Source organism: Pseudoalteromonas sp. 13-15, from assembly GCF_001468205.2.
Classification (GTDB): Bacteria; Pseudomonadota; Gammaproteobacteria; order Enterobacterales; family Alteromonadaceae; genus Pseudoalteromonas; species Pseudoalteromonas marina.
In genome coordinates this window covers 408558-434600 of record NZ_CP019162.1, presented here as the reverse complement: position 1 = coordinate 434600, position 26043 = coordinate 408558, and the positions used below count along the sequence as shown (strand labels likewise).

Annotated in this window: 22 protein-coding genes and 2 tRNA genes; 12 read left to right on the top strand and 12 right to left on the bottom strand. The window is 38.8% G+C overall.

Going from position 1 to position 26043, the window contains the following annotated elements:
- Positions 1 to 286 precede the first annotated feature (286 nt).
- Positions 287 to 1039, bottom strand: coding sequence for a Nif3-like dinuclear metal center hexameric protein (locus ATS72_RS02165; protein WP_058428692.1), 753 nt, complete (start codon positions 1037 to 1039; stop codon positions 287 to 289).
- 150 nt (positions 1040 to 1189) lie between these two features.
- Between ATS72_RS02165 and ATS72_RS02160 the strand changes: the two genes are divergently transcribed.
- Positions 1190 to 1558: a hypothetical protein gene (locus tag ATS72_RS02160; protein WP_008127699.1), complete on the top strand. Its 369-nt coding sequence runs from the start codon at positions 1190 to 1192 to the stop codon at positions 1556 to 1558.
- A 119-nt stretch (positions 1559 to 1677) separates the two neighbouring features.
- On the opposite strand, the gene ATS72_RS02155 is transcribed toward ATS72_RS02160, so the two are convergent.
- The 5 genes from ATS72_RS02155 to ATS72_RS02135 all read right to left on the bottom strand — a co-directional run bounded on the left by ATS72_RS02155 (position 1678) and on the right by ATS72_RS02135 (position 9653).
- Positions 1678 to 4863: an amidohydrolase family protein gene (locus tag ATS72_RS02155; RefSeq protein WP_058428691.1), complete on the bottom strand. Its 3186-nt coding sequence runs from the start codon at positions 4861 to 4863 to the stop codon at positions 1678 to 1680.
- A 99-nt stretch (positions 4864 to 4962) separates the two neighbouring features.
- The gene (locus ATS72_RS02150) at positions 4963 to 5787 is read right to left on the bottom strand and encodes a M90 family metallopeptidase (RefSeq protein WP_058428690.1); all 825 of its coding nucleotides are present in this window, start codon (positions 5785 to 5787) and stop codon (positions 4963 to 4965) included.
- A gap of 102 nt (positions 5788 to 5889) precedes the next feature.
- Entirely contained in the window at positions 5890 to 6528 is a 639-nt protein-coding gene (locus ATS72_RS02145; protein WP_082650887.1) for a CatA-like O-acetyltransferase, read from the bottom strand.
- Between the two features lie 132 nt (positions 6529 to 6660).
- On the bottom strand, positions 6661 to 7701 hold the full coding sequence (locus ATS72_RS02140; protein ID WP_058428688.1) for a Leu/Phe/Val dehydrogenase: 1041 nt from the start codon (positions 7699 to 7701) through the stop codon (positions 6661 to 6663).
- A gap of 425 nt (positions 7702 to 8126) precedes the next feature.
- A complete protein-coding gene (locus ATS72_RS02135; protein WP_006792366.1) occupies positions 8127 to 9653 on the bottom strand; it encodes a fumarate hydratase in 1527 nt (508 codons plus the stop codon).
- A 169-nt stretch (positions 9654 to 9822) separates the two neighbouring features.
- Here ATS72_RS02135 and pabB point away from each other — a divergent pair, with 169 nt between their 5' ends.
- From pabB to ATS72_RS02120, 3 genes are all read left to right on the top strand, one after another.
- Positions 9823 to 11172: an aminodeoxychorismate synthase component I gene (gene pabB / locus ATS72_RS02130; protein WP_058428687.1), complete on the top strand. Its 1350-nt coding sequence runs from the start codon at positions 9823 to 9825 to the stop codon at positions 11170 to 11172.
- A gap of 2 nt (positions 11173 to 11174) precedes the next feature.
- Positions 11175 to 11750 carry an NUDIX hydrolase gene (locus ATS72_RS02125; protein WP_058428686.1) on the top strand — a complete coding sequence of 192 codons (576 nt, stop codon included), beginning with the start codon at positions 11175 to 11177 and terminating at the stop codon, positions 11748 to 11750.
- 101 nt (positions 11751 to 11851) lie between these two features.
- A complete protein-coding gene (locus ATS72_RS02120; protein ID WP_008127692.1) occupies positions 11852 to 13228 on the top strand; it encodes an L-serine ammonia-lyase in 1377 nt (458 codons plus the stop codon).
- A gap of 63 nt (positions 13229 to 13291) precedes the next feature.
- Here the strand turns inward: ATS72_RS02120 and cysB are convergent, their stop codons facing one another.
- The gene (cysB, locus tag ATS72_RS02115; RefSeq protein WP_006792362.1) at positions 13292 to 14269 is read right to left on the bottom strand and encodes an HTH-type transcriptional regulator CysB; all 978 of its coding nucleotides are present in this window, start codon (positions 14267 to 14269) and stop codon (positions 13292 to 13294) included.
- 291 nt (positions 14270 to 14560) lie between these two features.
- On the opposite strand from cysB, the gene ATS72_RS02110 reads away from it, so the two are divergent.
- The gene (locus ATS72_RS02110; protein ID WP_006792361.1) at positions 14561 to 15319 is read left to right on the top strand and encodes a hypothetical protein; all 759 of its coding nucleotides are present in this window, start codon (positions 14561 to 14563) and stop codon (positions 15317 to 15319) included.
- Between the two features lie 149 nt (positions 15320 to 15468).
- Here the strand turns inward: ATS72_RS02110 and ATS72_RS02105 are convergent, their stop codons facing one another.
- A complete protein-coding gene (locus tag ATS72_RS02105; RefSeq protein ID WP_167378159.1) occupies positions 15469 to 16761 on the bottom strand; it encodes an NCS2 family permease in 1293 nt (430 codons plus the stop codon).
- A 119-nt stretch (positions 16762 to 16880) separates the two neighbouring features.
- Between ATS72_RS02105 and ATS72_RS02100 the strand changes: the two genes are divergently transcribed.
- From ATS72_RS02100 to ATS72_RS02090, 3 genes are all read left to right on the top strand, one after another.
- Positions 16881 to 17336 (top strand): tetratricopeptide repeat protein, encoded by a 456-nt coding sequence (locus tag ATS72_RS02100; RefSeq protein WP_008128067.1) that lies wholly within the window; start codon positions 16881 to 16883, stop codon positions 17334 to 17336.
- Between the two features lie 288 nt (positions 17337 to 17624).
- Positions 17625 to 18068 (top strand): SulA-like leucine-rich domain-containing protein, encoded by a 444-nt coding sequence (locus tag ATS72_RS02095; protein WP_006792358.1) that lies wholly within the window; start codon positions 17625 to 17627, stop codon positions 18066 to 18068.
- Positions 18069 to 18097: 29 nt separating this feature from the next.
- Positions 18098 to 18577 (top strand): YchJ family protein, encoded by a 480-nt coding sequence (locus ATS72_RS02090; RefSeq protein WP_058428685.1) that lies wholly within the window; start codon positions 18098 to 18100, stop codon positions 18575 to 18577.
- Between the two features lie 314 nt (positions 18578 to 18891).
- Here the strand turns inward: ATS72_RS02090 and ATS72_RS02085 are convergent, their stop codons facing one another.
- Positions 18892 to 19194, bottom strand: coding sequence for a DUF6172 family protein (locus ATS72_RS02085; protein ID WP_006792356.1), 303 nt, complete (start codon positions 19192 to 19194; stop codon positions 18892 to 18894).
- Positions 19195 to 19389: 195 nt separating this feature from the next.
- On the bottom strand, positions 19390 to 19917 hold the full coding sequence (locus tag ATS72_RS02080) for a VC2046/SO_2500 family protein (protein ID WP_058428684.1): 528 nt from the start codon (positions 19915 to 19917) through the stop codon (positions 19390 to 19392).
- Positions 19918 to 20029: 112 nt separating this feature from the next.
- On the opposite strand from ATS72_RS02080, the gene ATS72_RS02075 reads away from it, so the two are divergent.
- Together ATS72_RS02075 and ATS72_RS02070 are read left to right on the top strand one after the other, a co-directional pair.
- Positions 20030 to 20114, top strand: a tRNA-Tyr gene (locus tag ATS72_RS02075).
- A 49-nt stretch (positions 20115 to 20163) separates the two neighbouring features.
- Positions 20164 to 20248 (top strand) — tRNA-Tyr (locus ATS72_RS02070).
- Between the two features lie 70 nt (positions 20249 to 20318).
- Here ATS72_RS02070 and ATS72_RS02065 read toward each other — a convergent pair.
- The gene (locus ATS72_RS02065; protein ID WP_058428683.1) at positions 20319 to 21005 is read right to left on the bottom strand and encodes a M48 family metallopeptidase; all 687 of its coding nucleotides are present in this window, start codon (positions 21003 to 21005) and stop codon (positions 20319 to 20321) included.
- Positions 21006 to 21280: 275 nt separating this feature from the next.
- Here ATS72_RS02065 and ATS72_RS02060 point away from each other — a divergent pair, with 275 nt between their 5' ends.
- Together ATS72_RS02060 and ATS72_RS02055 are read left to right on the top strand one after the other, a co-directional pair.
- A complete protein-coding gene (locus ATS72_RS02060) occupies positions 21281 to 24604 on the top strand; it encodes an MHYT domain-containing protein (protein ID WP_058428682.1) in 3324 nt (1107 codons plus the stop codon).
- An 8-nt stretch (positions 24605 to 24612) separates the two neighbouring features.
- Positions 24613 to 25605, top strand: coding sequence for a response regulator (locus ATS72_RS02055; RefSeq protein WP_058428681.1), 993 nt, complete (start codon positions 24613 to 24615; stop codon positions 25603 to 25605).
- Here the strand turns inward: ATS72_RS02055 and ATS72_RS02050 are convergent.
- A complete protein-coding gene (locus ATS72_RS02050) occupies positions 25602 to 26042 on the bottom strand; it encodes a VOC family protein (RefSeq protein ID WP_058428680.1) in 441 nt (146 codons plus the stop codon). The two genes, ATS72_RS02055 and ATS72_RS02050, sit on opposite strands and share 4 nt — an antisense overlap.
- Between the last annotated feature and the right edge of the window lies 1 nt (position 26043).

Here is a 26043-nt window from a genome sequence, read left to right as displayed (position 1 = left end):
ACTTACCTTACTTTTACAACCGGTTTATTTTATTTGCTTTCATTTAAGCAGTGTATATAAAGAAAGCGTGTCTACTTCCCACGCTCTGAACACTCTCAATTTATACTCAACTCACTAGACAACAAATTTAAACACGCCCTCACTTCAATATAAGTAAATAAAGTCTATTAGAGCAGAGCTTGTACACTATCCGTTGTCGCCCCTATTTAACTGGCGTTAAATTCAAGGCTTTAAATTTTAAAATATAACGAGTACTAAAATTAATAATCTTAAATATCACAGTACTTTAAACAGGATTATCAATATCAATAAAGCTAACTTCAAAACCATACTCCAGAGCAAGTAGCTCGCCCAGAGCTTTTATACCGTAGCGTTCGGTTGCATGATGGCCTGCTGCAAAAAAATCAATATTTTGTTCTCGTGAACTATGAATAGTTTGCTCAGACGCTTCACCTGTTAAATAAGCGTCAATACCTTGCTCCGCAGCTAAATCAATATAACCTTGACCTCCACCAGTACACAGCGCAATAGTTTGTATTTTACTTGAACGAACTAAGCTTGTGAGAGGGGCTCGATTAAGCACCTTAGCTATTTTTGATGCAAATTCATCTCCACCTAGCGCTGTTTTAAGGCGCCCTTTCACTGCTACACTGTTAGCAACAGGCTCAAGGCCTTCTTGAATTTCAATATCTAATAATTTTGCAAGCTGCGCGTTATTACCAATCTCTGGGTGAATATCTAAAGGGAGGTGATAAGAAAATAAATTAATATCGTTAGCCAATAAGGCGCCTATTCTCCGCTTTTTCATCCCGGTAATAGGTTGAGACTCGCCTTTCCAAAAATAACCATGATGGACCAAGATAGCGTCTGCTTGCTCATCAATTGCAGCGTCAATTAAAGCTTGGCTCGCTGTTACTCCGGTAACAATTTTTTTTATTTCATTTTTACCCTCAACTTGTAATCCATTTGGGCAAAAATCCTTAATATTGTGAGGCTTTAAAATATCATTTAATAATTGGTTAAATTCTTGACGTTGCATACGCGTAACCTTACTTTGCACTGAATTTTGTGCAAATTTTGGCGTTTATTGCTTTAAAATGGAAGGAAAATCGCAAAAAATTGAAAAACTGATTCAAAATAGGTATAAATAGCTTCTCTTTATCTGTGTTCACAACGTATAGGGTCTCTGATGAGCAAACTAGACAAAACAGAAGTACTATCTGCCTTTGAAGCAGCGTATGAAGCTGCTAATGGTAAAAAACCTGAAATTACAACTAAACCAGGCTGGTACAGCATCGATGGCGGAAAAAACTTACGCCTAGCTGACGTAGCTGAGCTAACTAAAGAATTAAGCAGTGGTAAAGCAACACCGGCACCTGCTGAAAAAGCGCCAGCTAAAAAAACTAAAACCAAAAAAGCTGCGCCTGTTACTGCTCAGAAAAAAGCGCCATTCACTGTGGTTACACAAAGTGAAGATGGTTACACCGCAGAAGAATTGTGGATTGTAATCCTAGCGCGTAAAGATCATGACTGTCGCCTACCGCGCGGTGTTGTTTAATCAACATTAATGATTTTAAAAGAAACCGCGTTAAGCGGTTTTTTTATGCCTGCTGTTTATAATTTGTAAAATAAAAAAGCGGCATAAAAGCCGCTTTTTAAAGACGTTAATTAAAATTCTTACTTTTCAAAATAAAGCGGCTGGCGTGCTTTTTTGCCAACCTCATTCATCGTTTCTGCATTAAATAAACGACCATTAATCATTGTATAATCAACCTTATCAGAGCTGCGAATATCAATTAACGGATCGCCATCAATCACCATTAAATCAGCCAGTTTACCCACTTCAAGCGAGCCTACGTTTTTATCAAGCCCTAAGTACTTAGCTGGATCGAGTGTTGATGCGCGTATGGCTTCTAGTGGCGTCATGCCACCTTGGGCAAACATCCACATTTCCCAATGTGCACCTAACCCCTCACGTTGACCATGTGCTCCTAAGTTAACTAAAACACCTAAGTCTTGTAGCTCAGCCGACACACGTGCGTTGTTAAAATGATTATAGTGATGATCGGGTGCTTTAACACGACGCATAGAACGCGGCAGCAACTGATTTTGAGGCACAAATTTACTTAAACGAGGGTGATTCCACACGTCAGTTTTATCATACCAATAGTTTTCACCCCATATACCACCATAGGCAACAACAAGCGTTGGTGTGTAACCCACATCACTTTGTGACCATAATTGTTTTATATCATCGTATATGTTTTCTACGGGAATGGAATGCTCAATACCTGTATGCCCATCAACCACCATGCTCAAATTATGTTGCAGTAGCGAACCGCCTTCTGGCACAACCATCATTTCAAGTTCGCGACCTGCTTCTACGACTTGTTGGCGCTGCTCACGACGGGGTTGATTGTATGATTTAACACTAAAAGCACCGACTTTCTTTAAGCGTTCTAAGTGAAATTTAGCATCTTCTAACGAATCAATATGCGAGGTATAACCCGGCATATTAGCCCCATACAAAATAGTTCCTGTAGAAAAAATACGCGGACCAACAATCATGCCTGCTTTTTGCATTTCGCTTGCAGTAAATATTTCGGTGGTGTCGTTAGAGGGATCATGAATGGTCGTTACACCTAAAGCTAAACCTGCAAAGTTTTTCCAATTTTGCTGAGGAATTATTTCATTGCTCCCTTGAGAACCATGAGCATGGGCGTCAACAATACCCGGCATGATAGTTTTACCAGTAACGTCAATAACTTCTGCATCTTTTGGTATGCTTAACTCAGAAGCTGGGCCCACAGCTTTTATATGCTTGCCATCAGTAATTATTACTCCGTTTTCAATGACTTTATCACCATTCATCGTAATAATTTTACCGCCAGTTAAAGCAATCATGCCTTTTGGCTCATTCACCTTCTTACTAAATCCGATGTTTTCGCCATTTTTAACTTTAAAATCAGCGTCGCTTTTACTGTTAATCGCAAATACACCGTTTAAATTTGCATGGTAAAGCTCAGGCCCTAGTGTCCAATAAAGTTTGCTGCTATCGGCACTCCAGCTAATACTTTCACCAGCACGCACAGATAGCTGCTTTATAGGGAATTTACTGTCTTTAGGTCCAATATTTATGGCCTTCCCACTTTCAACTAATGGCGTTACATACACTTTAAATCGCTCAGCAAAAGCAAGATACTCCCCATCTGGAGATACTCTAAATTCAGTAGCATGCTCAGATTCATAAAGTTTAGATACTTTTTTGCTTTCTAGCTCTACAACACTCAGCGATGGTTTTGGCCATGGGCTCATTACAAATACACGGTCGTTGTCTGCCCCAAACTGTGGTTGATATCCACTTTTAGAAATCAGCTCACTTTTACCGCCTTTTGCGCTAACGCTATAAATACCTGGATTCAATGACCATTTAGGATTTAAAATACTGCCACTGCTGGCTTTACGGTAGACAACCGTTTTACCACTTGGGCTAAACGTTGGTTCTACATACTTGCCTGGCTCTTGTGTAATTGTGTCTCCTCGACCACTGCGAGAAGATACAACGCGCACTTGCCCTTGCTTGTTATCGTTCCACGTGGTGTAAACTATTTTTTTACCATCGCGAGAATACTGCGGAAATAATTCAAAATGATCTGTTTGTTTTGTTAAACGCTTAATTTTTCCAGATTCTAAATCGCGTTTATAAATATAACCTAACGCTTCAAAAATAGCGGTTTCACCGTCGGGGCTTACTTGCACATTACGCAGCATTTTTACGTCAAATTCATCAGTGTCTAAATTTTGAGTAAAACGAAGCGCTGGTTGAATCTTTTTAGTGGTTTCTACTTTAAATGCAATCGGACTAACTGATTTGTCAGTCACGTCAACAGATTGAATTTTACCACCCGCCCAAAAAACCAATTCTTTATTATCGGGTGTCCAGGCAATTGTAGGATATACGCCATGAATAGCCCACGTTTCTTGCATGTCACGCTCTAACTTATCGTACACCTGCGTGTGCTCACCCGTGCTTAAATCATAAAGATACAAACTAGTTTGAAAGTCGTCTCGCTTAATGTAAGCAAGCGTTTTTCCATCTGGTGATGGAGTTGGTCTAATTGCGCCACCCATACCATCAATAATTGTTTCTATTTCACCTGTTTCACGATCGTAGCGCTTAATTTTATATATACCCGCTACAGAATCCTTCGAATAGTGAAACGTTTTGCCTGGTGTAGCATCATGAGAAAAATACACATAACGCCCATCAGGTGAAAACATTGGCTCACCTAAATCTTTTTGGTCGTTCTCGCGTTTAGTCAGCTGAACCCCTTTACCACCCGCTTTATGGTATAGCCATACTTCACCAGCACCAAGTGAACGACTAGCCGTAAAATGTTTACGCGCCACTAAAAAATCGCCATCAGGGCTCCACGCTGGACTATTTAACAGTCTAAACGTTTCGTTGGTTACTGCACTTTGGTTTTCACCGTTTAAATCCATAACCCAAATATTGTCGCCGCCACCTTGATCAGAAGTAAACGCAATGTGTTTACCATCGGGGCTAAAACGAGGTTGCATTTGCCATGCTATATCAGAGGTTAATTGTGTTGCAGTACCGCCACTCATTGGCATTGTGTAAATGTCGCCTAGTAAGTCAAATACAATGGTTTTGCCATCTGGGCTAATATCAATGTTCATCCATGTGCCTTGTTCTACGCTAATTTTAGCGTCAACAAATTGCCCTTTAGGAGAATCTACTTGCCATTTTTGTTCATCTTTTTTATCGGTTGATTCAGCATGTGCTTGCCCAAGAGCTAATGACACTGACAAAGCCAACGCCGTATGCAGCAATTTCTTCATAACTTTCTCGCTTATTATTGTTGCTGTGTGTTTTAACCGATTGCAACAAAAACAACCAAAAGTTACCAGCGTTATTTGATAAAGCGCAGTTTATTACGTTTAATGCCAAGAAATGGGGTCAAATTGATAGTAGTTAACCAGCATTCTATATATTTCTGGATCGTAGCGTCGTAACTCTGCTGGTTTTTCAATAAAGGTTTCGGTGATCACCGCAAAAAATTCGGCCTCGTTTGTTGCGCCATAACTATGAATAACGTGAGGCATACTATACGCCACATGACTTTTAAGCTGCGTAAAGGCACGACTAAATACCCTTGCCCACTCTTTATAATCAGCCGAGCTTTTTAAAAGTGGCGTACCTGTTGTTTTACCTGTTTCCTGGTCTAACTGATGAGCAAATTCGTGAAACACCAAGTTATGCCCATCACTGGGTAAGCGGCTTCCTTCTAATACATCATGCCAACTGAGTACCAATGTTCCCCCAGGCCACGATTCACCTTGTCTCACCGTATTATGATAACTGACTAAACCGGCGCTATCTCGCGTGGTTTGTGGGGCATAGTAAGCACTTGGGTACAATAATATTTCTTTTACATTAGTATAAAGAGGCCACGGTTTGTTAAGCACGAGTACGCAGGCATCAGCAGCAACAATAAGTTTCATGGCAGGTGTGAGCTTTAATCCATCGCAGCCAATAAAGCGCTTTTCATTTAAAAACCAAACAATATGTCTCTCAAGTTTGGCTCTATCAGCATCCGTCATCTTTCGGTAAATAGGCATACAGCGCAGTAAGATATCTTTTTGCTGAGAGCTTAAACCCATACGTTGATACTTATTGCGCCAAAGGGAGGCTTGAATAGAAGGCCATTGCCAAAGTATCGCCACAAATAACACTAAAACACCAATTAATAGTCCATTTATCATGGCAATACCCTTAACATATATATGCCTTTATAAATATGTTCACCGGGATGAATTTTCAACTGCTGTGGTTACTATAGATTTTAAAATACTTTTTTATCACCGTCATTTACATTTAAAATGATCACACTCAGCTTTTAACACCTTCACAAAGCGCGCAACGTGTAGGCCATCCATTAAAGAGTGATGTACGTCAACAGATAGTGGCATCGTACCAGTTTGTTTGTCGTATTGACCGAATACAAATTTAGGGATCCCTAAACTTTGCCCTTCGCTAAATGCATGTGAAAAAGCGCTAAAATTAAGCCATGGTAAAACAGATATATGAATTAAATCAGCTTGCCCCTCTGTATTGGCAAATGCGTCGCTAAATAGTGAGTTTGACTTAGATTGTTTACTTACTTTTTCGCTATTGGCTGAGAACTCTTTGAAAGAGCCCAAATAATCAAAATAACTAAATACAAAGCACTCGTCTTCATCAAGTTCAACAACACTTGCACGGATGCTTGTAAGTAACCAGGGCTTGGATTCTATAATTCGTAACATAATTGGTTCATAAGCGAAGCAAGCTTTTAGTGTGCAATAAACATAGGCTTGAAAAAACGATATATTTTGAGCCTTACAGTAATCAAACAGTGTTTGTGCGTTTAGCTGAACACACACATTAAAGTATGGCTGGATAAAATTTTTAAATAGTTCAAAATGTTGTTTACGAGGCCAGCTATCAAAGTCGATAGGCTGCATATTCGAAGTTGACGTCATTATACATACCACACTTAATTAAAAATAAAGTGTAACGTTGTTTCATAAAAATAGCATTAATAACAAAAAAGGGGACGCAAATGCATCCCCTTTCTTCAAGACCTAAATATAAATCTAAAGGCCATTTTGTATTATTTCTTGAGCAAGCTCATCTGCAATTAAGTGCGTCGATTTTTGCTCTTTTTCGCTGCGAGCAAAAATTTCTGTTAGCGTATTAAAAATACCCTCAACGTGTTTATTAGAGGCCTCAACGGTATAACCTTCTGGCGCAGTTTCGTAATAAACATTAATAATACCCCCTGCGTTTATAACGTAATCTGGCGCATACAAAATGCCTTTTTCACGAATAATTTCACCATGGCGTGATTGTGCTAACTGATTATTAGCACAACCAGCAATAATGGTTGCTTTGATACGAGGTATAGTGTCATCGTTTATGGTTGCGCCCAATGCACAGGGTGCATACACGTCTACATCTAAGTCATAAATGTCATCAATACCAACCGCTGTTGCACCAAAATCGTTAACAACACGATCAATTGCAACCTGGTTTATATCTGTCACAAACAACTTAGCACCTGCATTAGCTAAGTGCTGACACAAGCCGTAAGCAACAGCCCCTAAACCTTGTACAGCTACTTTTATGCCCGAGAAGTCTTGGTGGCCGCGTTGGTGCTGCAGTGCAGCTTTAATGCCTAAAAAAGTACCGTATGCAGTAAAAGGAGATGGGTTTCCACTTTTGCCCTCAAGGCCTAGAACGTAATTTGTTTCTTTGTTCATTAAAGCAACGTCGGCACAGGTAATATTGACGTCTTCTGCTGAGTAATAGCTACCATTTAAACGCTCTAATTGGCGACCAAATGCACGGAAAAGTTGTTCTGATTTAATGTCTTTGGCGTTACCAATAATGACAGATTTTCCACCACCAAAAGGAAGGCGCGCAACCGCATTTTTGTATGTCATCCCTTTTGATAAACGCAAAACATCATACACTGCGTCTTCATCTTTAGCGTAATCCCACATTCTACACCCACCAACAGCAGGCCCCAACTTGGTACTATGCACAGCAATAATTGCTTTTAAACCTGACTCTTTGTCAGAACAAAAGACTACTTGTTCATGGTTATCAAATTCAACTTGATTAAACACAGCCACTTAAAATACTCCGAAAAATTGACCCGTGAGAGGGTGTACGCGCTGGAAATTGTCGAGACTTTACCACTTCAAGATAGTGTTCGCCACACATCAAGATGATAAAGCTAACAAACACCAAGTGATTAAATTAAATAATCAACTTATAACTTATTAACAAATAAAAAATTTAAAATAAATTACAAAAATAGACATTAAAACTAAAATAACACCAGGGTACACTTCTTTACGTTTACGTTAGCGTAACCAGTGATTTTTCCGTAAAGTTTTTAATACATCTACCATTAACACACAAGCAATTGTTATTTAATGATTTATATTTATATAAACAATTACCACACAACTGGTAAGATCAGTTTTCACTCAATATTGATGATTTTAAAATAAAAAAGCGAGCACATGGCTCGCTTCATAAACAAAGATAACAATTACTTTAATTTGCTATCAAGCTCAGCAATTTTTGCCTTCCAAATCGCAGGACCTTGCGTATGTGCATTGGCACCTTCGCTATCTACTGCAACCGTTACAGGCATGTCTTCAACTTCAAACTCGTAAATCGCTTCCATACCTAAATCTTCAAACGCAACTACACGCGCTTTTTTAATCGCTTTAGATACTAAATACGCAGCACCACCTACAGCCATCAAGTAAACAGATTTATGCTCTTTGATTGATTCAACCGTTGCAGGGCCGCGCTCTGCTTTACCAATCATGCCTACAATGCCGGTTTTTTCTAGCATCATATCGGTAAATTTATCCATACGTGTTGCTGTAGTTGGGCCTGCTGGGCCTACCGCTTCATCACCAACAGCGTCTACAGGGCCAACGTAGTATATAAATTTATTATCAAAATCAACGCCTTCAGGTAAGCCTTCGCCAGAGTTAATCATGTCTTGCAAACGTTTATGCGCTGCATCACGGCCAGTTAAAATGGTGCCTGAAAGTAAAACGGTTTCACCCATTTTCCATTCTTGAACATCATCTTTCGTCAGCGTGTCTAAATTTACACGACGTGTCCCCTCACCTACTTCAAAAGTCACTTCAGGCCAATCCTCAAGCTTAGGCGCTTTTAAATCAGCAGGACCTGAACCATCCAAAGTAAAGTGCACGTGACGAGTTGCTGCACAGTTAGGGATCATCACCACTGGTTTTGATGCTGCATGGGTAGGAGCGGTTTTAATTTTAATATCAACAACCGTTGTTAACCCGCCCAGGCCTTGTGCACCAATACCTAGTTTGTTTGCACGTTCGAATATTTCTAGGCGAAGCTTTTCTTCTGTAGTTTCCGCCCCACGCTCCATAAGCTCATGGATATCAACCGGATCCATCAATGACTCTTTAGCCATTACTGCAGCTTTTTCTGCAGTACCACCAATACCTATACCCAGCATGCCTGGCGGACACCAGCCAGCACCCATTGTAGGCAGTGTTTTTTCTACCCAGGCAGCAACATCGTCTGAAGGGTTTAACATAACCATTTTACTTTTGTTTTCAGAGCCGCCACCTTTTGCTGCAACCATGACTTCTACTTCGCCACCAGCTACCAAATCGATGTGAACAACCGAAGGTGTATTATCTTTTGTGTTTTTACGAGTACCAGCAGGGTCTGCAACAATAGAAGCACGAAGCGGGTTATCTGGATTCAAATACGCACGGCGAGTACCTTCATCAACCATTTGTTGAACTGTTAAGTCTGTTTTATCCCACTTAACATCCATACCCACTTTTACAAAACACGTAATAATACCTGTATCTTGACAAAGCGGACGCTTGCCTTCAGCCGACATACGCGAGTTAATTAAAATTTGCGCAATAGCATCTTTAGCAGCTTTACTTTGTTCTTTGTTGTAAGCTTTTTCTAATGCTTGAACAAAATCAAGTGGATGGTAGAACGAAATATATTGCAATGCATCTTCAATGCTATCAATAAAGTCTTGCTGACGGATTGTACTCATAATGGTTCCTTAAGTTAGCTTTACGCTTAAGCGTAATCTATACCAAACCGGTGACGGTGGTTTGTACTGTTTTAATTACAACGTTGATTTTATACTAAACGCTGCCAAAAAAATTTGACTTATGATACCCTCCCAGCCCGTTTGGAGCCAGTTCTTATAGGGGTAGTAAATGCTAAACAATAAAAATAATTGTATAAAATTATCAATAACACAAAATTGTATTGATGTATTTTCGCATTTTTCTCATCTGCCTCATGCCATACTGCTCGACTCTGCTAATAGCGACCATGTAAATAGTTGCTACGACATAATTTCCATAGAACCTGAACACTTGCTTGAAGTGAGCGATAACAAAACATTATTCAATGGCGAGCCAAGTAAGCTAACCTGTTTTGAGATAATGAATACCCATTTGCGCAAACTCAGTAACACAAAAGCACCTTTTGACTTGCCATTTAATGGAGGCTGGTTAGGTTATTTCGGCTATGACTTGGGTCGTATAATTGAAAAAATGCCAACTATAGCAGAGCAAGATATACACTTACCGCAAATGGCTGTAGGCCTTTATTTAGATGCACTCATTTTTGATAGACAGCAAAATGCGTGGTTTTATGTTTCACAGCCACATGTTGAAAGACGCGCGCTTTACGAGAAATATCTAGCATCAACTCCGATTGACGCAAAGTTTGAGTTAACGTCTGAGTGGTTTTCTAATATGAGCCAAACCCAATACGCCAAAAAGTTTGCTGTAATTGAAGACTATTTAAAAAGCGGTGATTGTTATCAAATTAATCTAGCGCAGCGCTTTAAAGCCCAATATAGCGGTGACCCTTGGTCAGCGTATGTTAAATTACGCGAAGCTAATAAAGCGCCTTTTTCAAGTTTTATTAATCATCCTGCAGGCGCTATTTTGTCAATTTCGCCTGAGCGCTTTATATCGATCCAAAACAATATTGTAGAAACTAAACCAATAAAAGGGACACTTGCACGTAAAGCTGACGCCCACGAAGATAGTGCGCAAGCGTTAAAACTTGCAAACTCATCCAAAGATCGCGCTGAAAACGTGATGATTGTAGATTTACTTCGTAACGACTTAGGTAAAGTCGCCAAACCCGGCAGCGTTAAAGTGCCTTCTTTATTTGCAATTGAAAGTTTTCCGGCCGTACACCATTTAGTAAGTACAGTAACCGCCGAACTTGATATCAATAAAACAGCCGTTGATCAACTCGAGGCCGCTTTTCCTGGTGGGTCTATTACTGGGGCCCCCAAAATACGCGCGATGGAAATTATAGAAGAACTAGAACCTCATCAGCGCAGCGTTTACTGTGGCTCTATAGGTTATTTAAGTGCCTGCGGTAATATGGATACCAGTATTACTATTCGTACTTTAGTTTGCTATAAGCAGCATATTTACTGTTGGGCCGGAGGCGGAATTGTCGCTGATTCTAAAGTCGAATTGGAATACCAAGAGACTTACGATAAGGTAAATAAAATTTTACCTTTATTAAAGAGTAGGTGATCTTGAATAGTGACTTAATTAAAACGCGCTTTCAATTAAGCCCAACCGCTGCGCCAAATCAAATAAAAGACTCTCGAAATAAACGCGCCAGTGCCGTTATGTTGCCCATTATAGATGTAGCCGGACAGGCACATATTTTACTGTGTAAGCGCCCTACTTATTTGCATCATCACCCAGGTGAAATTTGCTTACCCGGTGGTAAATTTGAGGCAAGCGACAAAACGCTTCGTACAACGGCACTACGTGAATTGAAAGAAGAGTTAAACATTGCGCACAAAGATGTAAATATCCTTGGCAATTTACCAGAGTACTCCACCTTAACTGGGTTTAGTATTCGTCCCTACGTATGTGTTTTGAATAAAAATACGCAGTGGGTAAACGATCACAATGAAGTACAGGCTAGCTTTTTACTCTCCTTAGATGAATTAAGTACTGAAGCTAACTGGCAACCTTTGCCATTTCAACGTTTTGGTAAAGAAATCACTCTGCAGGGGTTTGTTACCCCCCATGGGTTACTTTGGGGAGCAACTGCTAGCATTATAAAAAACTTTACAAAACAACTAGCCTTACCAGTTTAAATCTTCGTTAATAATAGTTACATGCTAACAATTCCGCGTTATTATGCTCGACCGTTCAAAGAGCAGCCTCGGGCTGAGTAAATTAATAAGAGACACACACTATGATCAGTGCATTTGATATGTTTAGCATTGGTATTGGCCCTTCGTCATCACACACCGTTGGCCCAATGCGCGCATCACGCTTATTTGTTAATGAACTCCATGAAAAACAGCTATTAAAAAGTGTTACCGATATAAAAGTAGAGTTATATGGATCGTTAGGTCAAACAGGTATAGGTCATGGTTCTGGCAAAGCTGTTGTACTTGGCTTAGCAGGCTATGACCCAGAAACAATCGATGCCGATTTAGTCGATGATATTTTATTAACTATCGAGCAAGAACAAGTTATTTATTTAAACCAAACACACAAAGCCAACTTTCCTAAGCAAGGTGCTATTGTTTTTCATCGTCGTAAAACGCTCCCAAAGCACTCTAATGCAATGGAGATTATTGCTTCAAATAATGGTGAAAAGCTTTATAGCAAAGTGTACTACTCTATCGGCGGCGGCTTTATTGTTACCGACGAAGAATTTGAAAACGAAAAGCAAGCAGCGCTCGATATTAGAGAAGAAAACCCAGCGCCATACCCTTTTAGTAGCGCAAAAGAGCTACTTGAAATGTGTAAAGACTCAGGCCTGAGTGTATCTAGCTTGATGATGAAAAACGAACGCACACTTCGAACCGAAGACGCTATAAAAGATGAGTTATTTCATATTTGGCAAGTAATGAAAGCCTGTATTGAGCGCGGAATGCGTACTGAAGGAATTTTACCTGGCGGTTTAAAAGTAAAACGACGTGCCCCCAGCCTGTACTTAAAACTGAATATCGAGGTGAGCAACGATCCACTCAGAGCAATGGATTGGGTCGATCTATTTGCACTTGCCGTTAATGAAGAAAATGCCGCCGGTGGACGAGTGGTAACAGCCCCCACTAATGGTGCTGCAGGCATTCTACCCGCCGTGCTTATGTACTATCATACATTTGTAAAAGAAGTAGACCGCGACATTGCCACGCGTTATTTACTAACAGCCGCTGCAATTGGTATTTTATATAAAAAAAATGCGTCTATTTCTGGTGCCGAAGTGGGCTGCCAAGGCGAAGTGGGTGTAGCGTGTTCAATGGCCGCCGGAGCATTAACTGAAATTGTGGGTGGTAATGTTGTACAAGTTGAAAACGCAGCTGAAATAGGCATGGAGCATAATTTAGGTTTAACGTGCGACCCTGTTGGCGGCTTAGTGCAAGTTCCTTGTATTGAACGTAATGCGATGGGGGCTATAAAAGCCATCAATGCTTCTCGATTGGCAATTCGTGGTAGTGGCGAGCAAAAAGTATCACTTGATAAAGTAATAAAAACCATGCTTGAAACAGGTAATGATATGAAAACAAAATACAAAGAAACCGCGCGCGGTGGTTTAGCCGTTAACATTATCGAGTGTTAGGCTAACCTTAAACAAAAAAACCGACTATCAATAAATAGTCGGTTTTTGTTATCAGACCCAGTGCTACTTTACAGGTAACTCTATATCTTCAAATAACTTATCTACATCGTCTTGATTACGTAATAAACTCGCGCGCTCCACACGCTCTTTTGTTAAATGCGGCGCAAATCGTTCTATAAAGTCATACATATAAGTACGTAAAAAGCTGCCTTTTCTAAAGCCAATTTTTGTAGTGCTAGCTTCAAATAAGTGACTTGCATCAATGCAGACTAAATCAGTATCAGTGATTTCATCAATCGCCATTGAAGCCACTACCCCTACGCCAAGCCCTAAACGCACATAGGTTTTAATTACATCGGCATCAGTCGCCGTAAATACAATATGCGGCTCTAACCCATGGGCGCTAAATGCTTTGTCTAATTCAGAGCGACCCGTAAAACCAAATACATAAGTAATAAGCGGGTATTCGGCAATATCCGCTACCGTTAAACTATTGGCTTTTTTAGCCAGTGGATGATCCTTTGCAACAACAATACTGCGGTTCCAATGATAACAAGGCAACATAACTAAATCAGAGTATAAATGAAGCGCTTCAGTTGCAATGGCAAAATCGGCATCGCCCCTTGCTGCGGCATCAGATATTTGTTGCGGTGTACCTTGGTGCATATGCAATGATACTGCAGGGTATTTTTTCATAAACCCCTGAATCACACTAGGTAAAGCATAACGTGCTTGAGTGTGCGTTGTTGCTATATTGAGCTTACCTTGGTCTGGTAATGTGTGCTCGTTAGCTACCGCTTTTATACCTTCTACCTTTGAAAGTATCTCACGCGAGATATTTATAATATCTTCACCGGCACTAGTTACATGCGTTAAATGCTTGCCACTTCGCCCAAAAATTTGAACACCTAACTCATCTTCTAACATACGTACTTGTTTAGAAATACCAGGCTGTGAGGTAAATAAACTCTCAGCCGTTGCTGAAACATTTAATTTATGATTTTGTACTTCTACTATGTATCTGAGTTGTTGTAATTTCATGGTTGCATTTTTACGTTGTAATTTATTATAAATAAAGGCAATTCTATAAAGCTAGATCAGTTTTACTGGTAGCGTTGATTAAGCTTATAGCGTGCATTTATCGAAGTGGTGATCAAGGCTAGCATAATAAATATACTTGAGGTAGCCAAGATTAGACGAATTAATCTCATAGTCCTTATATTTAACGACAGTTAATTTACCTAATTTGAAGTTAATTCGCGCAAAACTACCCCGATGGCTTATATTTAATGTAATATTAAAAAATTAGGTTATGAATCCGAGAATTACACCATGATCGTGTCTATTATAATTGTCCTTATAGTTGCTTTGGTTGTGATTGCACTTTGGGTAAGTGCTGTTCAGCAACACAAAGAAAAACAAGAAAATGAGCGCCGAAAAGAACTCACAAAACAAAAGGCGATCATTGAAGAAACTGAAGAAGCATTAATGAACCAGGCTAATATTCCGCTATCTGAAAACGTTATTAGGGTTCTACAAAGCCGAATTGCCGAAGCACTCAAAACAATGGTTACGCATTCGCCAACCTCAAAAGCGCTAAAGAGCCGCTTAGAAGAAATGAAACAGCATCTCTCTAACCCGGTGCAAGGAACCAGTAGTGAGTCACTAGCATTACCAAGTAACGACAAACAGCTTGTTGCGCTAATTCAAGGGATTAAAAAATTACGTGTGATCCTACGTTCTGAACACACTAAGGGCCGTGTTAATAGCCAAGTATTTACAGGCGAAGACAAACTACTTGAGAAATTACAGCTTAAAATAAATATAGAAAGCCAAATTAAACGCGGTATTTCGGCACGTTCTGCGAGTATGGTTGGCTCTGCTAGACAATATTTTGAAAAAGCCTACGCAACGCTTAGTGCAGTGCCTTATTCAGACGAATATGTAAATGCTAAACGTCAAGAAGTGGAACGTTACTTAGAGGAAATTAGCGTCGAGCTAAAAGCATCTAACGCAAGCGCCCTAAAAAAGAAAAACGAGCAAGAACAAGACGATTTAGATGTGCTGTTTGCTCCAAAAAAGAAATGGTAACAGCAGCTTTCCACTGAATAATAAAAAAAGCCCATACTGTGTATGGGCTTTTTTAGCATTAAATTTTATAACCGAGAGTTTAGCTTCCCCAACAGGGATAAATCACATAACGTCGCTGGTAGTTATATATCAAAACAAAACTTTGTTATTTATGATAAAAACGCGAATTTAACAATAAATAACACGGTTAATATCCATACACTAATTGTTATTTCACTGCGTTTACCACAAAGCAACTTAACCGCCGTATATGAAATAAAGCCAAGCGCAATACCATGCGCAATTGAAAACGTAAGCGGCGTCATTAACAGCACAACGGCTACTGGAATAGCGTCTGTCATATCGTCCCAGTCCACAAACTTTAGGTTTTGTAACATAAGTACAGCAACATATAAGATTGCGCCCGCTGTTGCATAAGCTGGTACCATATTAGCTAACGGTGCAAAGAACATCATTAGCAAAAAGCAGCAACCAACTACCACTGCAGTTAAACCTGTACGCCCACCAACAGATACACCCGCAACTGACTCTATATAAGATGTGGTTGTTGAGGTACCTAACATTGCACCTGCAATGGTAGCTGAGCTATCGGCACTGAGTGCACGTCCTAAGCGTGGCATGTTTCCTTTTTCATCTGCAAGACCAGCCTTTTGCGTTACAGCTACAAGAGTACCTGACGTGTCAAACAAATCGACAAACAAAAATGCAAAAATAACACTAAGCATTGAAAGTTCTAAAGCAGCAGCAAAATCCAACTGCATAAAAGTAGGTAAAATTGAAGGCGGTGCAGCAATAATTCCCTGGTATTCAACTAAACCTAAACCAAGTGAGATAGCAGTAACCAATAAAATACTGATCAACACTCCACTTTTAAAATCACGATATAACAATGCCGCAATAATAAAAAAGCTAAATATAGCCAGTAACGGTCCCGCAGATGTTATGTCACCCAACTGCACAAATGTAGCGGGGCTTGCCACAATAATGCCTGCATTTTTAAGTGCTATTAAGGCTAAAAATGCGCCAATGCCTGTCGCAATAGCCCGTTTTAAAACTAATGGAATGGCATTTATTATCCATTCTCTAACCTTAAATAAACTTAGTAATAAAAATATACAACCCGACATAAATACTGCGCCCAACGCAGCTTCCCAGGTGTATCCCATACCTAATACAACGCCATACGTAAAGAAGGCGTTTAACCCCATGCCAGGTGCTAAAGCTAATGGGTAATTGGCCCATAACCCCATAATAAAACAACCTATTGCAGCAGCAATACAAGTAGCAACAAAAGCAGCACCTTGATCCATTCCCGCTTCTGCTAACATCGCAGGGTTCACGAATACAATGTAAACCATTGTGATAAAAGTAGTCATTCCGGCGATGCATTCTCGTCGAACCGTGGACCCATTTTCGTTAATTTTAAATAAAGCTTCTAACATAATGAACTTACAACAATAAAAAGTAGTGAGATTTTATCATAAAAAGTATATTTTTCAGGACATTTTACCTTGCGATATACTAAACTATTGAAGTAGTTAACTATACCGAATGACAGCATATGATAAAAACCACACCAACAGGTTATGATTTAGAACAACAATTAGACAATATTTTGTCTTTTGTGACACAACCAGGCGATACTAATTCGTCACCTGAAAATGATAGCTCTCAACAAAGTACGCTGAATAAGGCGCTATATTATTTAAAAAATAACCAGCCTGCTTTAGCTGCAAAGTGGATGCGCTTATCGGCAATGTCTGGTGATCACCGAGGGCAATTTTATTTAGGCTTGTTTTTTGTAAAAGGCCAAGGTGTTCCACAAAGTGTATTTCATGGAGTTGCTTGGCTTAGCTTATCGAGTAGCCAGGGCCATGAGCCAGCTACAGTTGCGCTTGCTGATTTAAGAAAATATATAGAAACAAAGCGTTTTAAGGATGCCCAATGTTATGCAGCCAGTTTATATGAACAAATTCATCAATTACAATATGCCCATTTAATCCCCCCTGCCCCTTAGTAAAAGCCCGAAACTTAGCTCGTAAAAGTACTGTATACAGTACAGAGCTATAATTTAAATTTATAAAAAACGTAAGCAAACCTTTTCAACCTGTATAAAAAACACTCACCCACTAACATTCCAATTTAAATAAAAGCGATAAATATCAACAATATAAACATTAAAATACATATCCTTAAAAATAGAATATAAATTTGTATAAAAAAATAGCAAAAAAACACTTGCGCCATAACACTGTATAAACTACTGTATACATGTACTGTATATAAACCCAGTGAGCGAGATGATATGTTACAGCCAATAACCGTAAGAACAGTAAAAAGCTATCAGCAAGACGAACTATCTGATTGTGTTAACGTGATTCAAATTGAAGATGATATATCGGCAACGTTTGAGCTGTTAAAGGTGCTACACCAGTATAATAGTTTAAATGCTTGGACTTTATTAATCGCACCAGATCATGTTCCTAGTAAAGCTTTGCTTGATTCATGTTCAATAGACACAAGTAAACTATTAGTCATTAGGCAAAAACATTTAGTAAATTTAGAATATGTACTGCGTAGCGCACTGCATAATGGTAACTTTGCAGCGGTCATTACATGGACTGATATGTTAAACAATCAGTTATTGAGCAACTTATCGCTTAACTTAAGTAACACAAAAACAAAGTTATACTGTTTTACTAAAAATTCTGACGTACTTGATATACCTTACATACAGCAAGCTTGCTAAAATGATGTTTTAAATCTTATGTAACAATTATGAATTATTTAAATAACAACACTTGCTTTTGTGGAAACCAAAAAAATTACGAAGATTGCTGTGAACCACTGCTATTAGGTGATAAACAAGCAGAAACACCCGAGCAGTTAATGCGCTCTAGGTATACAGCTTACGTACAAAAAAATGCTAAATACGTATACCAAACATATGCAAGTGAAAAGCAAGCTGAAAACCCTGTAAATGAAATTAAAGAATTTGCCACCAGTTGTCGATTTGTAAGCTTATCTGTTATTGAAACAAACAGCGATGAAAATAAAGGGGTCGTTGAGTTTAAAGCTACCTATTTTTATCAAAACCTATATTGTGTGTTACATGAGCGCTCTCAATTTATAAAAGAGCAAACCCAGTGGCGATATCTCGATGGTATTATATTTCCGGTCGCTGATATAAAAGTTGGCAGGAATGATGATTGCCCTTGTGGCAGCGCAAAAAAATACAAAAAATGCCATAGCGCGTAATCCCCTCTTTTTAAGTGAAGTACATTGTTTACTTTACTCCGTTGCTAATTAAATACTCACATTTAATGCATAGCTTCGTAAATTTATTAAACACAACTTTCTCTATAACTTTTAGGTTTAGTACTACCCCTATTAATTAAGTGGTTAATATTGAAGGAAAAAGTAGTGTTAATAACAATTTAACAGTTAAAGCCCTAAAACAATGTGAAATACTTTGAGCTAGCTCAAAAGAAAAAAGCTTGAAGGTAGTCTATAGGCATAAAAAATGGGCCAATGGCCCATTTAAATAATTTGATATGCACAAACGCTAATTATTACTCGTCGTTATCAAGGTCTAGCTGTTGACGCTGTGCAGGTTTTGCCAATATTTCTAAGTAAAAAGACATCAATTCTTGCTTTTCAATATCGCTAATACAGTTGCTGATTTCAGCTACATGAACCACTTGCGCATCTTCAACCGTTTTACCAAACTTACAGTCAAATGCCCAATAATCTGCATCTTCTGGTAGAGTTTTGTTGCGCTCTCTTTTCAAATATTTTTTCACTTCATGCTTTGCAGCATCAACCATACGAGGGTATTTGATTTTCTCGTGATTTAGCGTGAATGTTTTCTTCATTACGTTCCTAATTACCTTGGTTTAATGATAACGGCATTCATGTCATACCATTTGTAGCCATTATAGCAATTGCATTTAATTTTTGGATGCTTTTTTTACATTAAATCAATTTTTAGTCAATTCGGATTTGGTGCAGTCGTAAAATTTAATCAGTGATGGGTAGTGTAACTAGACACTATTTGATGAAATCATAAATTATGCCATCGTCAAATGTAATGGTTCACGCTGATTTACGTCTGTTAGAACGTCATAAAAGCCTGCGACATCCATTTTTGGATTATCTATTTCTATTTCGTCTTTTTGTAAACGTCTTCGCACAGCAAGTTCACAATTATCTATAATGGGTAGGGGTATGTGGTTTACATCATCTCTAATCGAAAAGGGCTCAGGGTTTAAACACTGATTTAGCTTTATATCGACCATGCCTTTATTCTCACCAACCAAAGACAAACGCTGTGCATTAAACTGCCCAATTAGCATATTAAATTCACTGGGTGCTAATAGCTGCTTTGGTCCTGCTCCTAATTGCTCTCTTAACTGCGCTTCTTGAGTTGTGTTTTCTTCAATTTCAGTTTTAGGTAAATGAAATTGACTAAAATCTAAAGCATCTTGTGAAAGCATTGCTAACAGCAATGAAAATTCACCACGGCGGTCTGCATGTACACTTTGGTTTAACCGAGTACTTAATTGCTGCTCTGTGATTAACAAATCATCGATTTGCATAGACTTTAGCCGATTGGAATGAGTAATGAATATTTATCGGCTTTATTTAAATTTTCTTTAGCTTTTTTCTTTACTTAAAGGCACATTTTGCTATTATCAGCGCCGTTGCATTGGAGGGGTTCCCGAGCGGCCAAAGGGATCAGACTGTAAATCTGACGGCTCAGCCTTCGCTGGTTCGAATCCAGCTCCCTCCACCACTTTTCTTACCGCTAAGTTAAGTGGGGCCAAATGTAACAAAAATAGTGTGGAGGGGTTCCCGAGCGGCCAAAGGGATCAGACTGTAAATCTGACGGCTCAGCCTTCGCTGGTTCGAATCCAGCTCCCTCCACCACTTCTTCTATATTCCTATATTCCTATATTCCTATATTCCTATATTCCTATATTCCTATATTCAAATTAGCTTAAAACACCCACTGTAAACTTGTTCCGTTTGCTTTTAGCCAATCTGATGCAATTTTATGATCAGGAAAAAATGCCTCTACTCTAGCCCAAAAGTCCTTACTGTGGTTTAAATACTGCAAATGAGCAAGTTCATGCACTATTACATAATCAATCACGGCATGAGGAGCCCCTATTAGGTGTAAATTAAAAGTTAGCTCTCGCCTGCTGTTGCAACTCCCCCAACGGCGTTTATATATGGCAATACTTAACTTTTGAGGCAATTCTTCTTTCATTATTTTGCAATAATAGCTAATACGCATTTCAATATACGCCGCCAACTTCTCTTCTAAATACTGTTTAATCAAACTTTCGTATTTACCATTGTGATTTTTTATTCTAGTAGAGTGTGTTACCAACAAAACATTATTGTGTTCTTGAATATCAGATAACGAACTTTCTAAAAAACTTAATTTAACCCACTCAGAAAACATCTTAATTTTATTATGGATAAGGGGATACTGCTTAGTATCGACTGCATTAAGCTGCTTTTTTAATTGTGCTTCAATCCAGGGCTGCTTTTCAAGTAACCAACTATCGATTTGTTTTTGGGCAACATAATGGGGAGCATATATAGTAACAGCTTGATCATGTACCTTTATAGCGACTGTTTTTCTTCGTTTACTTTTTTTTAGCTGGTAATCAAACACTACTTTCTCTCATTGACCTAATTTTAAGTATTCACTACAAAAATTTATATACTAATTTGATGTAACCCCATGTTGGTTATCATCTGTGTCATTCATATGATAGCAAAATGCTTCTCTATCAGTTTGACAAAATAAATATAAAAAATAATAACTTGAAAACTATACGTTAAAAAATTGAAACAAACTCATTTTTTATACCCCTCTAGTCAATTAAGTATTTATTTATATGATGAATATATTAAACTGGCTACCTAAAGACTAATTTTTGAGCCAATATGCTATCTGCATTTTTTATTACAGACCACGACCCTAGCCTAGTAGTTAACGGCGTTTACGACCCTCTTTTAGTATCTATATCTGTTTTAATAGCAATATTTGCTTCTTTTTTTACAACCCGATTAATTGATTTAGCCAAAGAAACAAAATTTCATAATTATGAACGCCTAGCAAAATTTACTGCCGCAGCAATATTTTCGGCCGGTATTTGGAGTATGCACTTTATCGGTATGCTGGCCTTCTCGCTCTGCACAAATATTAAATACGACCCAACAATAACTATATTGTCTTTTCTTCCTGCTTTTTTTGCTTGCCTATTTGCAATTTCTATTTTAATTAACAATAAAGCGAGCTTCAAAATACTTGGTTTATGTTCTGTATTATTAGGCGCAGGCATTGGCACAATGCATTACAGCGGCATGGCCGCTATGGAGTTGGCTCCTTTATTACGCTACGACCCACTTATGTTTGTTTTATCAATATTTGTTGCAATAGCACTTTCTTTTATTGCTCTTTATAGTCGATTTAACTTAGATAAATTTTTCCCTACATTAACGCCTCTACAAAGCCGCACCATAAGCGCAATTATTTTGGGCCTTGCTGTTGCAGGAATGCACTATATGGGCATGGCAGCAACCCGTTTTGTTGCAACTTCGCCACTGCTATTCGATGATATTAACGCATCCGCCGGTCTTACATTTGTCGCAATTGCTGTTGCTACAGCTACGGTTGCTATTACAAGCGTTGTCGCGGTTATTAACGGAATGGTTCGTTATAAAATGTTGCTAGAAGAAAAGTCTGCCGATGAGTCTCGCCTGAATGCCATACTCGAAACAGCCATCGATGCCATAGTAACGATTGATCACAGAGGGCATATTTTAAGTTTTAATGCCTCAGCCACACATATTTTTGGCTGGCAAGAACATGAAGTAAAAAACAAAAATATAAAAATGTTAATGGATGAAAAGCTCGCTAAGCATCACGATGAATACCTCTCTAATGCAAAAGATGTTAACTCAAACAAAGTGCTCGGTGTAAACCGTGAAATTTTTGCAAAACATAAAGAAGGCCACCTTTTTCCTATTAGAATAGGCATTGGCGAAGTTAACCAGCCAGGACAAACTCCATTATATGTTGGCTATATCACTGATTTAACCGAACAACGTGAATTACAACGTAGCCTTGTTGAAAAAGAGCAAAAATACCGTTCTTTAATAAACAATATGCCGGGTGCTGTATTTAGATGTAGGCTAGATGATAATTGGAGTATGTTATTCATAAGTCCAAGTATTTTAGAGTTAACAGGTTATCAATCAAATGAATTTACCGAGCATTGCTTAGAGTTTAACGACCTTATTTTAAAAACTGACCAACAGGCAGTAAAAGATGCAGTAACTACTGCAGTTAAAGAAAAGCGCCAATATTCTATCGAATATAGAATTCGTCATAGAAATGGTAAAGTTTTATGGTTATTAGACCAAGGTAGTTTTTACTTTAATAATAAAGACGAAGCTCAGTGGATAGATGGCGTGTTTATTGATATCACCGAGCGTAAAGAGTACGAGGAGAAGCTCGAAAAAGCGAAACTCATCGCTGAAGAAGCCGCACAAGCAAAACAGTCGTTTATGGCTAATATGAGCCACGAAATACGCACCCCTATGAACTCTATTATCGGCTTTAGCGACCTGCTCATGGATACACCACTCAATAATGAGCAGCAAAAGCACCTTGTTACCGTTAATAACGCAGCCCGTTCGCTTCTTCGCTTGCTTAACGAGGTACTCGATTCAGCTAAATTAGAACGAGGTAAGTTGACCATTGAAGCAGTTCACTTTAGCCTTAAACCTGTTATAGACAGCATCATTTCAACGTTTTGGTTAGAAGCAAAAAAGAAAGATCTTTTACTTCATCTTACTATTAAAGAATCAGTGCAAAATACCTATTACGGTGATCCAGACAGGTTAAGACAGATTTTAACTAACCTTATTGGCAATGCGATTAAGTTTACAGAGCATGGCTCTGTGACCATTACCGTAAGCACCACACAAAATGGGCATTTATTTTTTGAAGTGCAAGACACCGGCATTGGGATTGAAAAGGATAGAGTGAGCGCTATTTTTCAACCTTTTGTCCAAGCTGACGGAACGACTACCCGCCGCTTTGGTGGAACAGGGCTTGGAACAACTATCAGCAAACAACTTGTTGAGCTGATGGGGGGAACTATAAATTTAGTCAGTGAAATTAATAAAGGCACCTGCTTTTATTTTTCGCTTCCTCTTAAAGTGGGTGATGAAGAAAAAATTGACTATTTTGATGGCCTTCATACACAATTACCTGCCTTAAGAATTTTGGTCGTTGACGACATAGAACAAAATACTGAGCTCCTCTCGTTATTACTTTCCAGGGATCATCATGCGGTTACAAAAGCAAGTAATGGTCTTGAGGCAATTGACACCTTCATACAACACGATTTTGATGTCATTTTAATGGATATTCACATGCCTGAATGTGACGGTATTGAAGCCTCGATAAAAATACGTGAGATAGAAAAACAACAACGGTTAAAAAACATTCCTATTATTGCTTTAACCGCCAGCGTTTTACAGCAAGATAAACTGTTAGCTAAAAAAGCAGGCATGAACGGGTTTGCAAACAAACCAATTGACATTAATCAATTAAATCAAGAAATTGCACAAGTACTTGGTTTGGGTGTTTCGAAAGAAATCGAGATAGCACAAACAGATCCAAATGCAAAACACATCGACTTTAAAAAAGGGTTAGCGTTATGGGGATCAAAGTGTAAACAGTTGACTGAAATCACTAAATTTATTAAAAACAATGACAAACGCTTCGACACACTTCTAAACGAGCCTCAGCTAAACACTCAAAATAGCTATAGTCTAATACATACCTTGAAAGGGATTGCTGGAAACCTTGGTCTTATTGCACTAATGAGGCTTTTATCAAATCTAGAGCAAGCTATTAAACAAGACGAGGACGTTGATAATATTTTACAATCAATAAAAGCTGAGCTGGCTGTTATTTCTCAATTGTTAACGACAAAAGAATGTGATCAACCTAATAAACCTGAAAGTAAAAACAATGTAGTGTCAATTGATGAATTAACAGAGCTGTGTAAAGCACTTTATGACTCAGCACAAAACGCTGAATTAAACGATAATGCATTGACAAACCTGCAAAAGTTTTCAAGTGACCCCTTTTCAGATGACATTGCCGCAATAGCCGATGCATTTGATGAATTTGATTTTGAAAATGCGATTCTCAAATTGGACGCATTACTAAAAAAACTAAACGATATATGAGTATATAGATGATTTTTTCTGCACAAAGGCCTCGGGTTTTAATTGTTGATGATGAGCCTGCGAACCTTAAGGTTATGCGAGAAATACTGGGCGATCAGTACCGGCTGTCCTTTGCAAAATCTGGAGAAGCAGCCTTAACGTTGCTTGAAAAAGAATTACCCAAACTCATTTTACTCGACATAATGATGCCAGATATGAATGGGTTTGAAGTATGTGAACACGTTAAACGTAATCCAAAAACAGCACACATCCCCATTATTTTTGTCACAGCCCTTGGTGACGAGAGCGATGAGTATAAAGGGTTTGAATTAGGCGCGGTCGACTACATAACCAAGCCAATAAGCCCTGCTATTGTAAGAGCGCGTGTTAAAACACACCTTTCTTTGGTACAAGCAGAGCAATTAAAGCAAGCACATATAGATTTAGTTCAGCGCTTAGGGCGTGCCGCAGAGTATAAAGATACCGATACGGGTGAGCACATAGTTCGTATGAGCCAGTACAGTAAAGTTCTTGCGTTAGGCATTGGCATGTCAGAAAATCAAGCAGAGCTTCTACATCAGGCAGCCCCTATGCATGATGTTGGAAAAATAGGCATTCCCGATGCAATTTTATTAAAGCCCGGAAAGTTATCAGAGCAAGAATTTGAACACATGAAAGAGCATGCCTTAATTGGCGCAAAAATCTTAGCTAATTCATCATCTCCATTGCTTCAACTCGCGCACACGTTGGCAATAGAGCATCACGAAAAATGGGATGGAACAGGTTACCCTTACGGTTTACAAGGCGATGAAATTTCAATCGAAGGAAGAATTGTTGCTGTTGCAGATGTATTTGATGCACTCACATCTAAGCGTCCATATAAAGACGCGTGGAGTGTAGAAAAAGCAATTGCTCATATGAAAGACCAAGCAGGTAGCCACTTTGACCCAGCTATTATTGATTTATTAGTTAATAAACTAGACGAAATACTCAATATCAAGCAAAGCAATCAAGAGCGTTAACTCTTTTTAGCACTGTGCGAGCCCTGCTCAACAGATGGGTAAAACATCTTGATATGTTCATAATCATGAGATGTTATTTCATGGCTATTACCGCTTTCATCTTTAAAATATATTGAGAACGTAACACCGTGGTCGGCTAATACTGTTTTTATGTCCATTGATTTGAAGTGCGCAAGCCACGCTATAAATTGTTCTCCAGTAGCACCAAACGCAATTCCTTTGCTGCGAACTTCACCTTCAAACAATGCTAAGCGTGTTGTGGTATTTTGGTCTTGGAGTGTTAAAGGCCCTTTGCCTGCCTCGTCCCAAAACGCAAGCTCCTCAACTACTTTAAAACCAAGTACTTTTTCATACCAAGTCACTGCATTCGAAAGATTATTTACGTTTATGTGGCAGTGATCAACCCCCGATAATAAAGGCATTGTTTTGTTGCTCATA

Coding starts and splice junctions, on each gene's coding strand:
- ATS72_RS02050 (WP_058428680.1), bottom strand. CDS start 26,042: ATGAGCAACAAAACAATGCCTTTATTATCGGGGGTTGATCACTGCCAC.
- ATS72_RS02095 (WP_006792358.1), top strand. CDS start 17,625: ATGTTACAGCCAATAACCGTAAGAACAGTAAAAAGCTATCAGCAAGAC.
- ATS72_RS02105 (WP_167378159.1), bottom strand. CDS start 16,761: ATGTTAGAAGCTTTATTTAAAATTAACGAAAATGGGTCCACGGTTCGA.
- ATS72_RS02135 (WP_006792366.1), bottom strand. CDS start 9,653: ATGAGTACAATCCGTCAGCAAGACTTTATTGATAGCATTGAAGATGCA.
- ATS72_RS02120 (WP_008127692.1), top strand. CDS start 11,852: ATGATCAGTGCATTTGATATGTTTAGCATTGGTATTGGCCCTTCGTCA.
- ATS72_RS02165 (WP_058428692.1), bottom strand. CDS start 1,039: ATGCAACGTCAAGAATTTAACCAATTATTAAATGATATTTTAAAGCCT.
- ATS72_RS02100 (WP_008128067.1), top strand. CDS start 16,881: ATGATAAAAACCACACCAACAGGTTATGATTTAGAACAACAATTAGAC.
- ATS72_RS02080 (WP_058428684.1), bottom strand. CDS start 19,917: ATGCAAATCGATGATTTGTTAATCACAGAGCAGCAATTAAGTACTCGG.
- ATS72_RS02145 (WP_082650887.1), bottom strand. CDS start 6,528: ATGCAGCCTATCGACTTTGATAGCTGGCCTCGTAAACAACATTTTGAA.
- ATS72_RS02110 (WP_006792361.1), top strand. CDS start 14,561: ATGATCGTGTCTATTATAATTGTCCTTATAGTTGCTTTGGTTGTGATT.
- ATS72_RS02060 (WP_058428682.1), top strand. CDS start 21,281: ATGCTATCTGCATTTTTTATTACAGACCACGACCCTAGCCTAGTAGTT.
- ATS72_RS02055 (WP_058428681.1), top strand. CDS start 24,613: ATGATTTTTTCTGCACAAAGGCCTCGGGTTTTAATTGTTGATGATGAG.
- pabB (WP_058428687.1), top strand. CDS start 9,823: ATGCTAAACAATAAAAATAATTGTATAAAATTATCAATAACACAAAAT.
- ATS72_RS02155 (WP_058428691.1), bottom strand. CDS start 4,863: ATGAAGAAATTGCTGCATACGGCGTTGGCTTTGTCAGTGTCATTAGCT.
- ATS72_RS02150 (WP_058428690.1), bottom strand. CDS start 5,787: ATGATAAATGGACTATTAATTGGTGTTTTAGTGTTATTTGTGGCGATA.
- ATS72_RS02085 (WP_006792356.1), bottom strand. CDS start 19,194: ATGAAGAAAACATTCACGCTAAATCACGAGAAAATCAAATACCCTCGT.
- ATS72_RS02090 (WP_058428685.1), top strand. CDS start 18,098: ATGAATTATTTAAATAACAACACTTGCTTTTGTGGAAACCAAAAAAAT.
- ATS72_RS02160 (WP_008127699.1), top strand. CDS start 1,190: ATGAGCAAACTAGACAAAACAGAAGTACTATCTGCCTTTGAAGCAGCG.
- cysB (WP_006792362.1), bottom strand. CDS start 14,269: ATGAAATTACAACAACTCAGATACATAGTAGAAGTACAAAATCATAAA.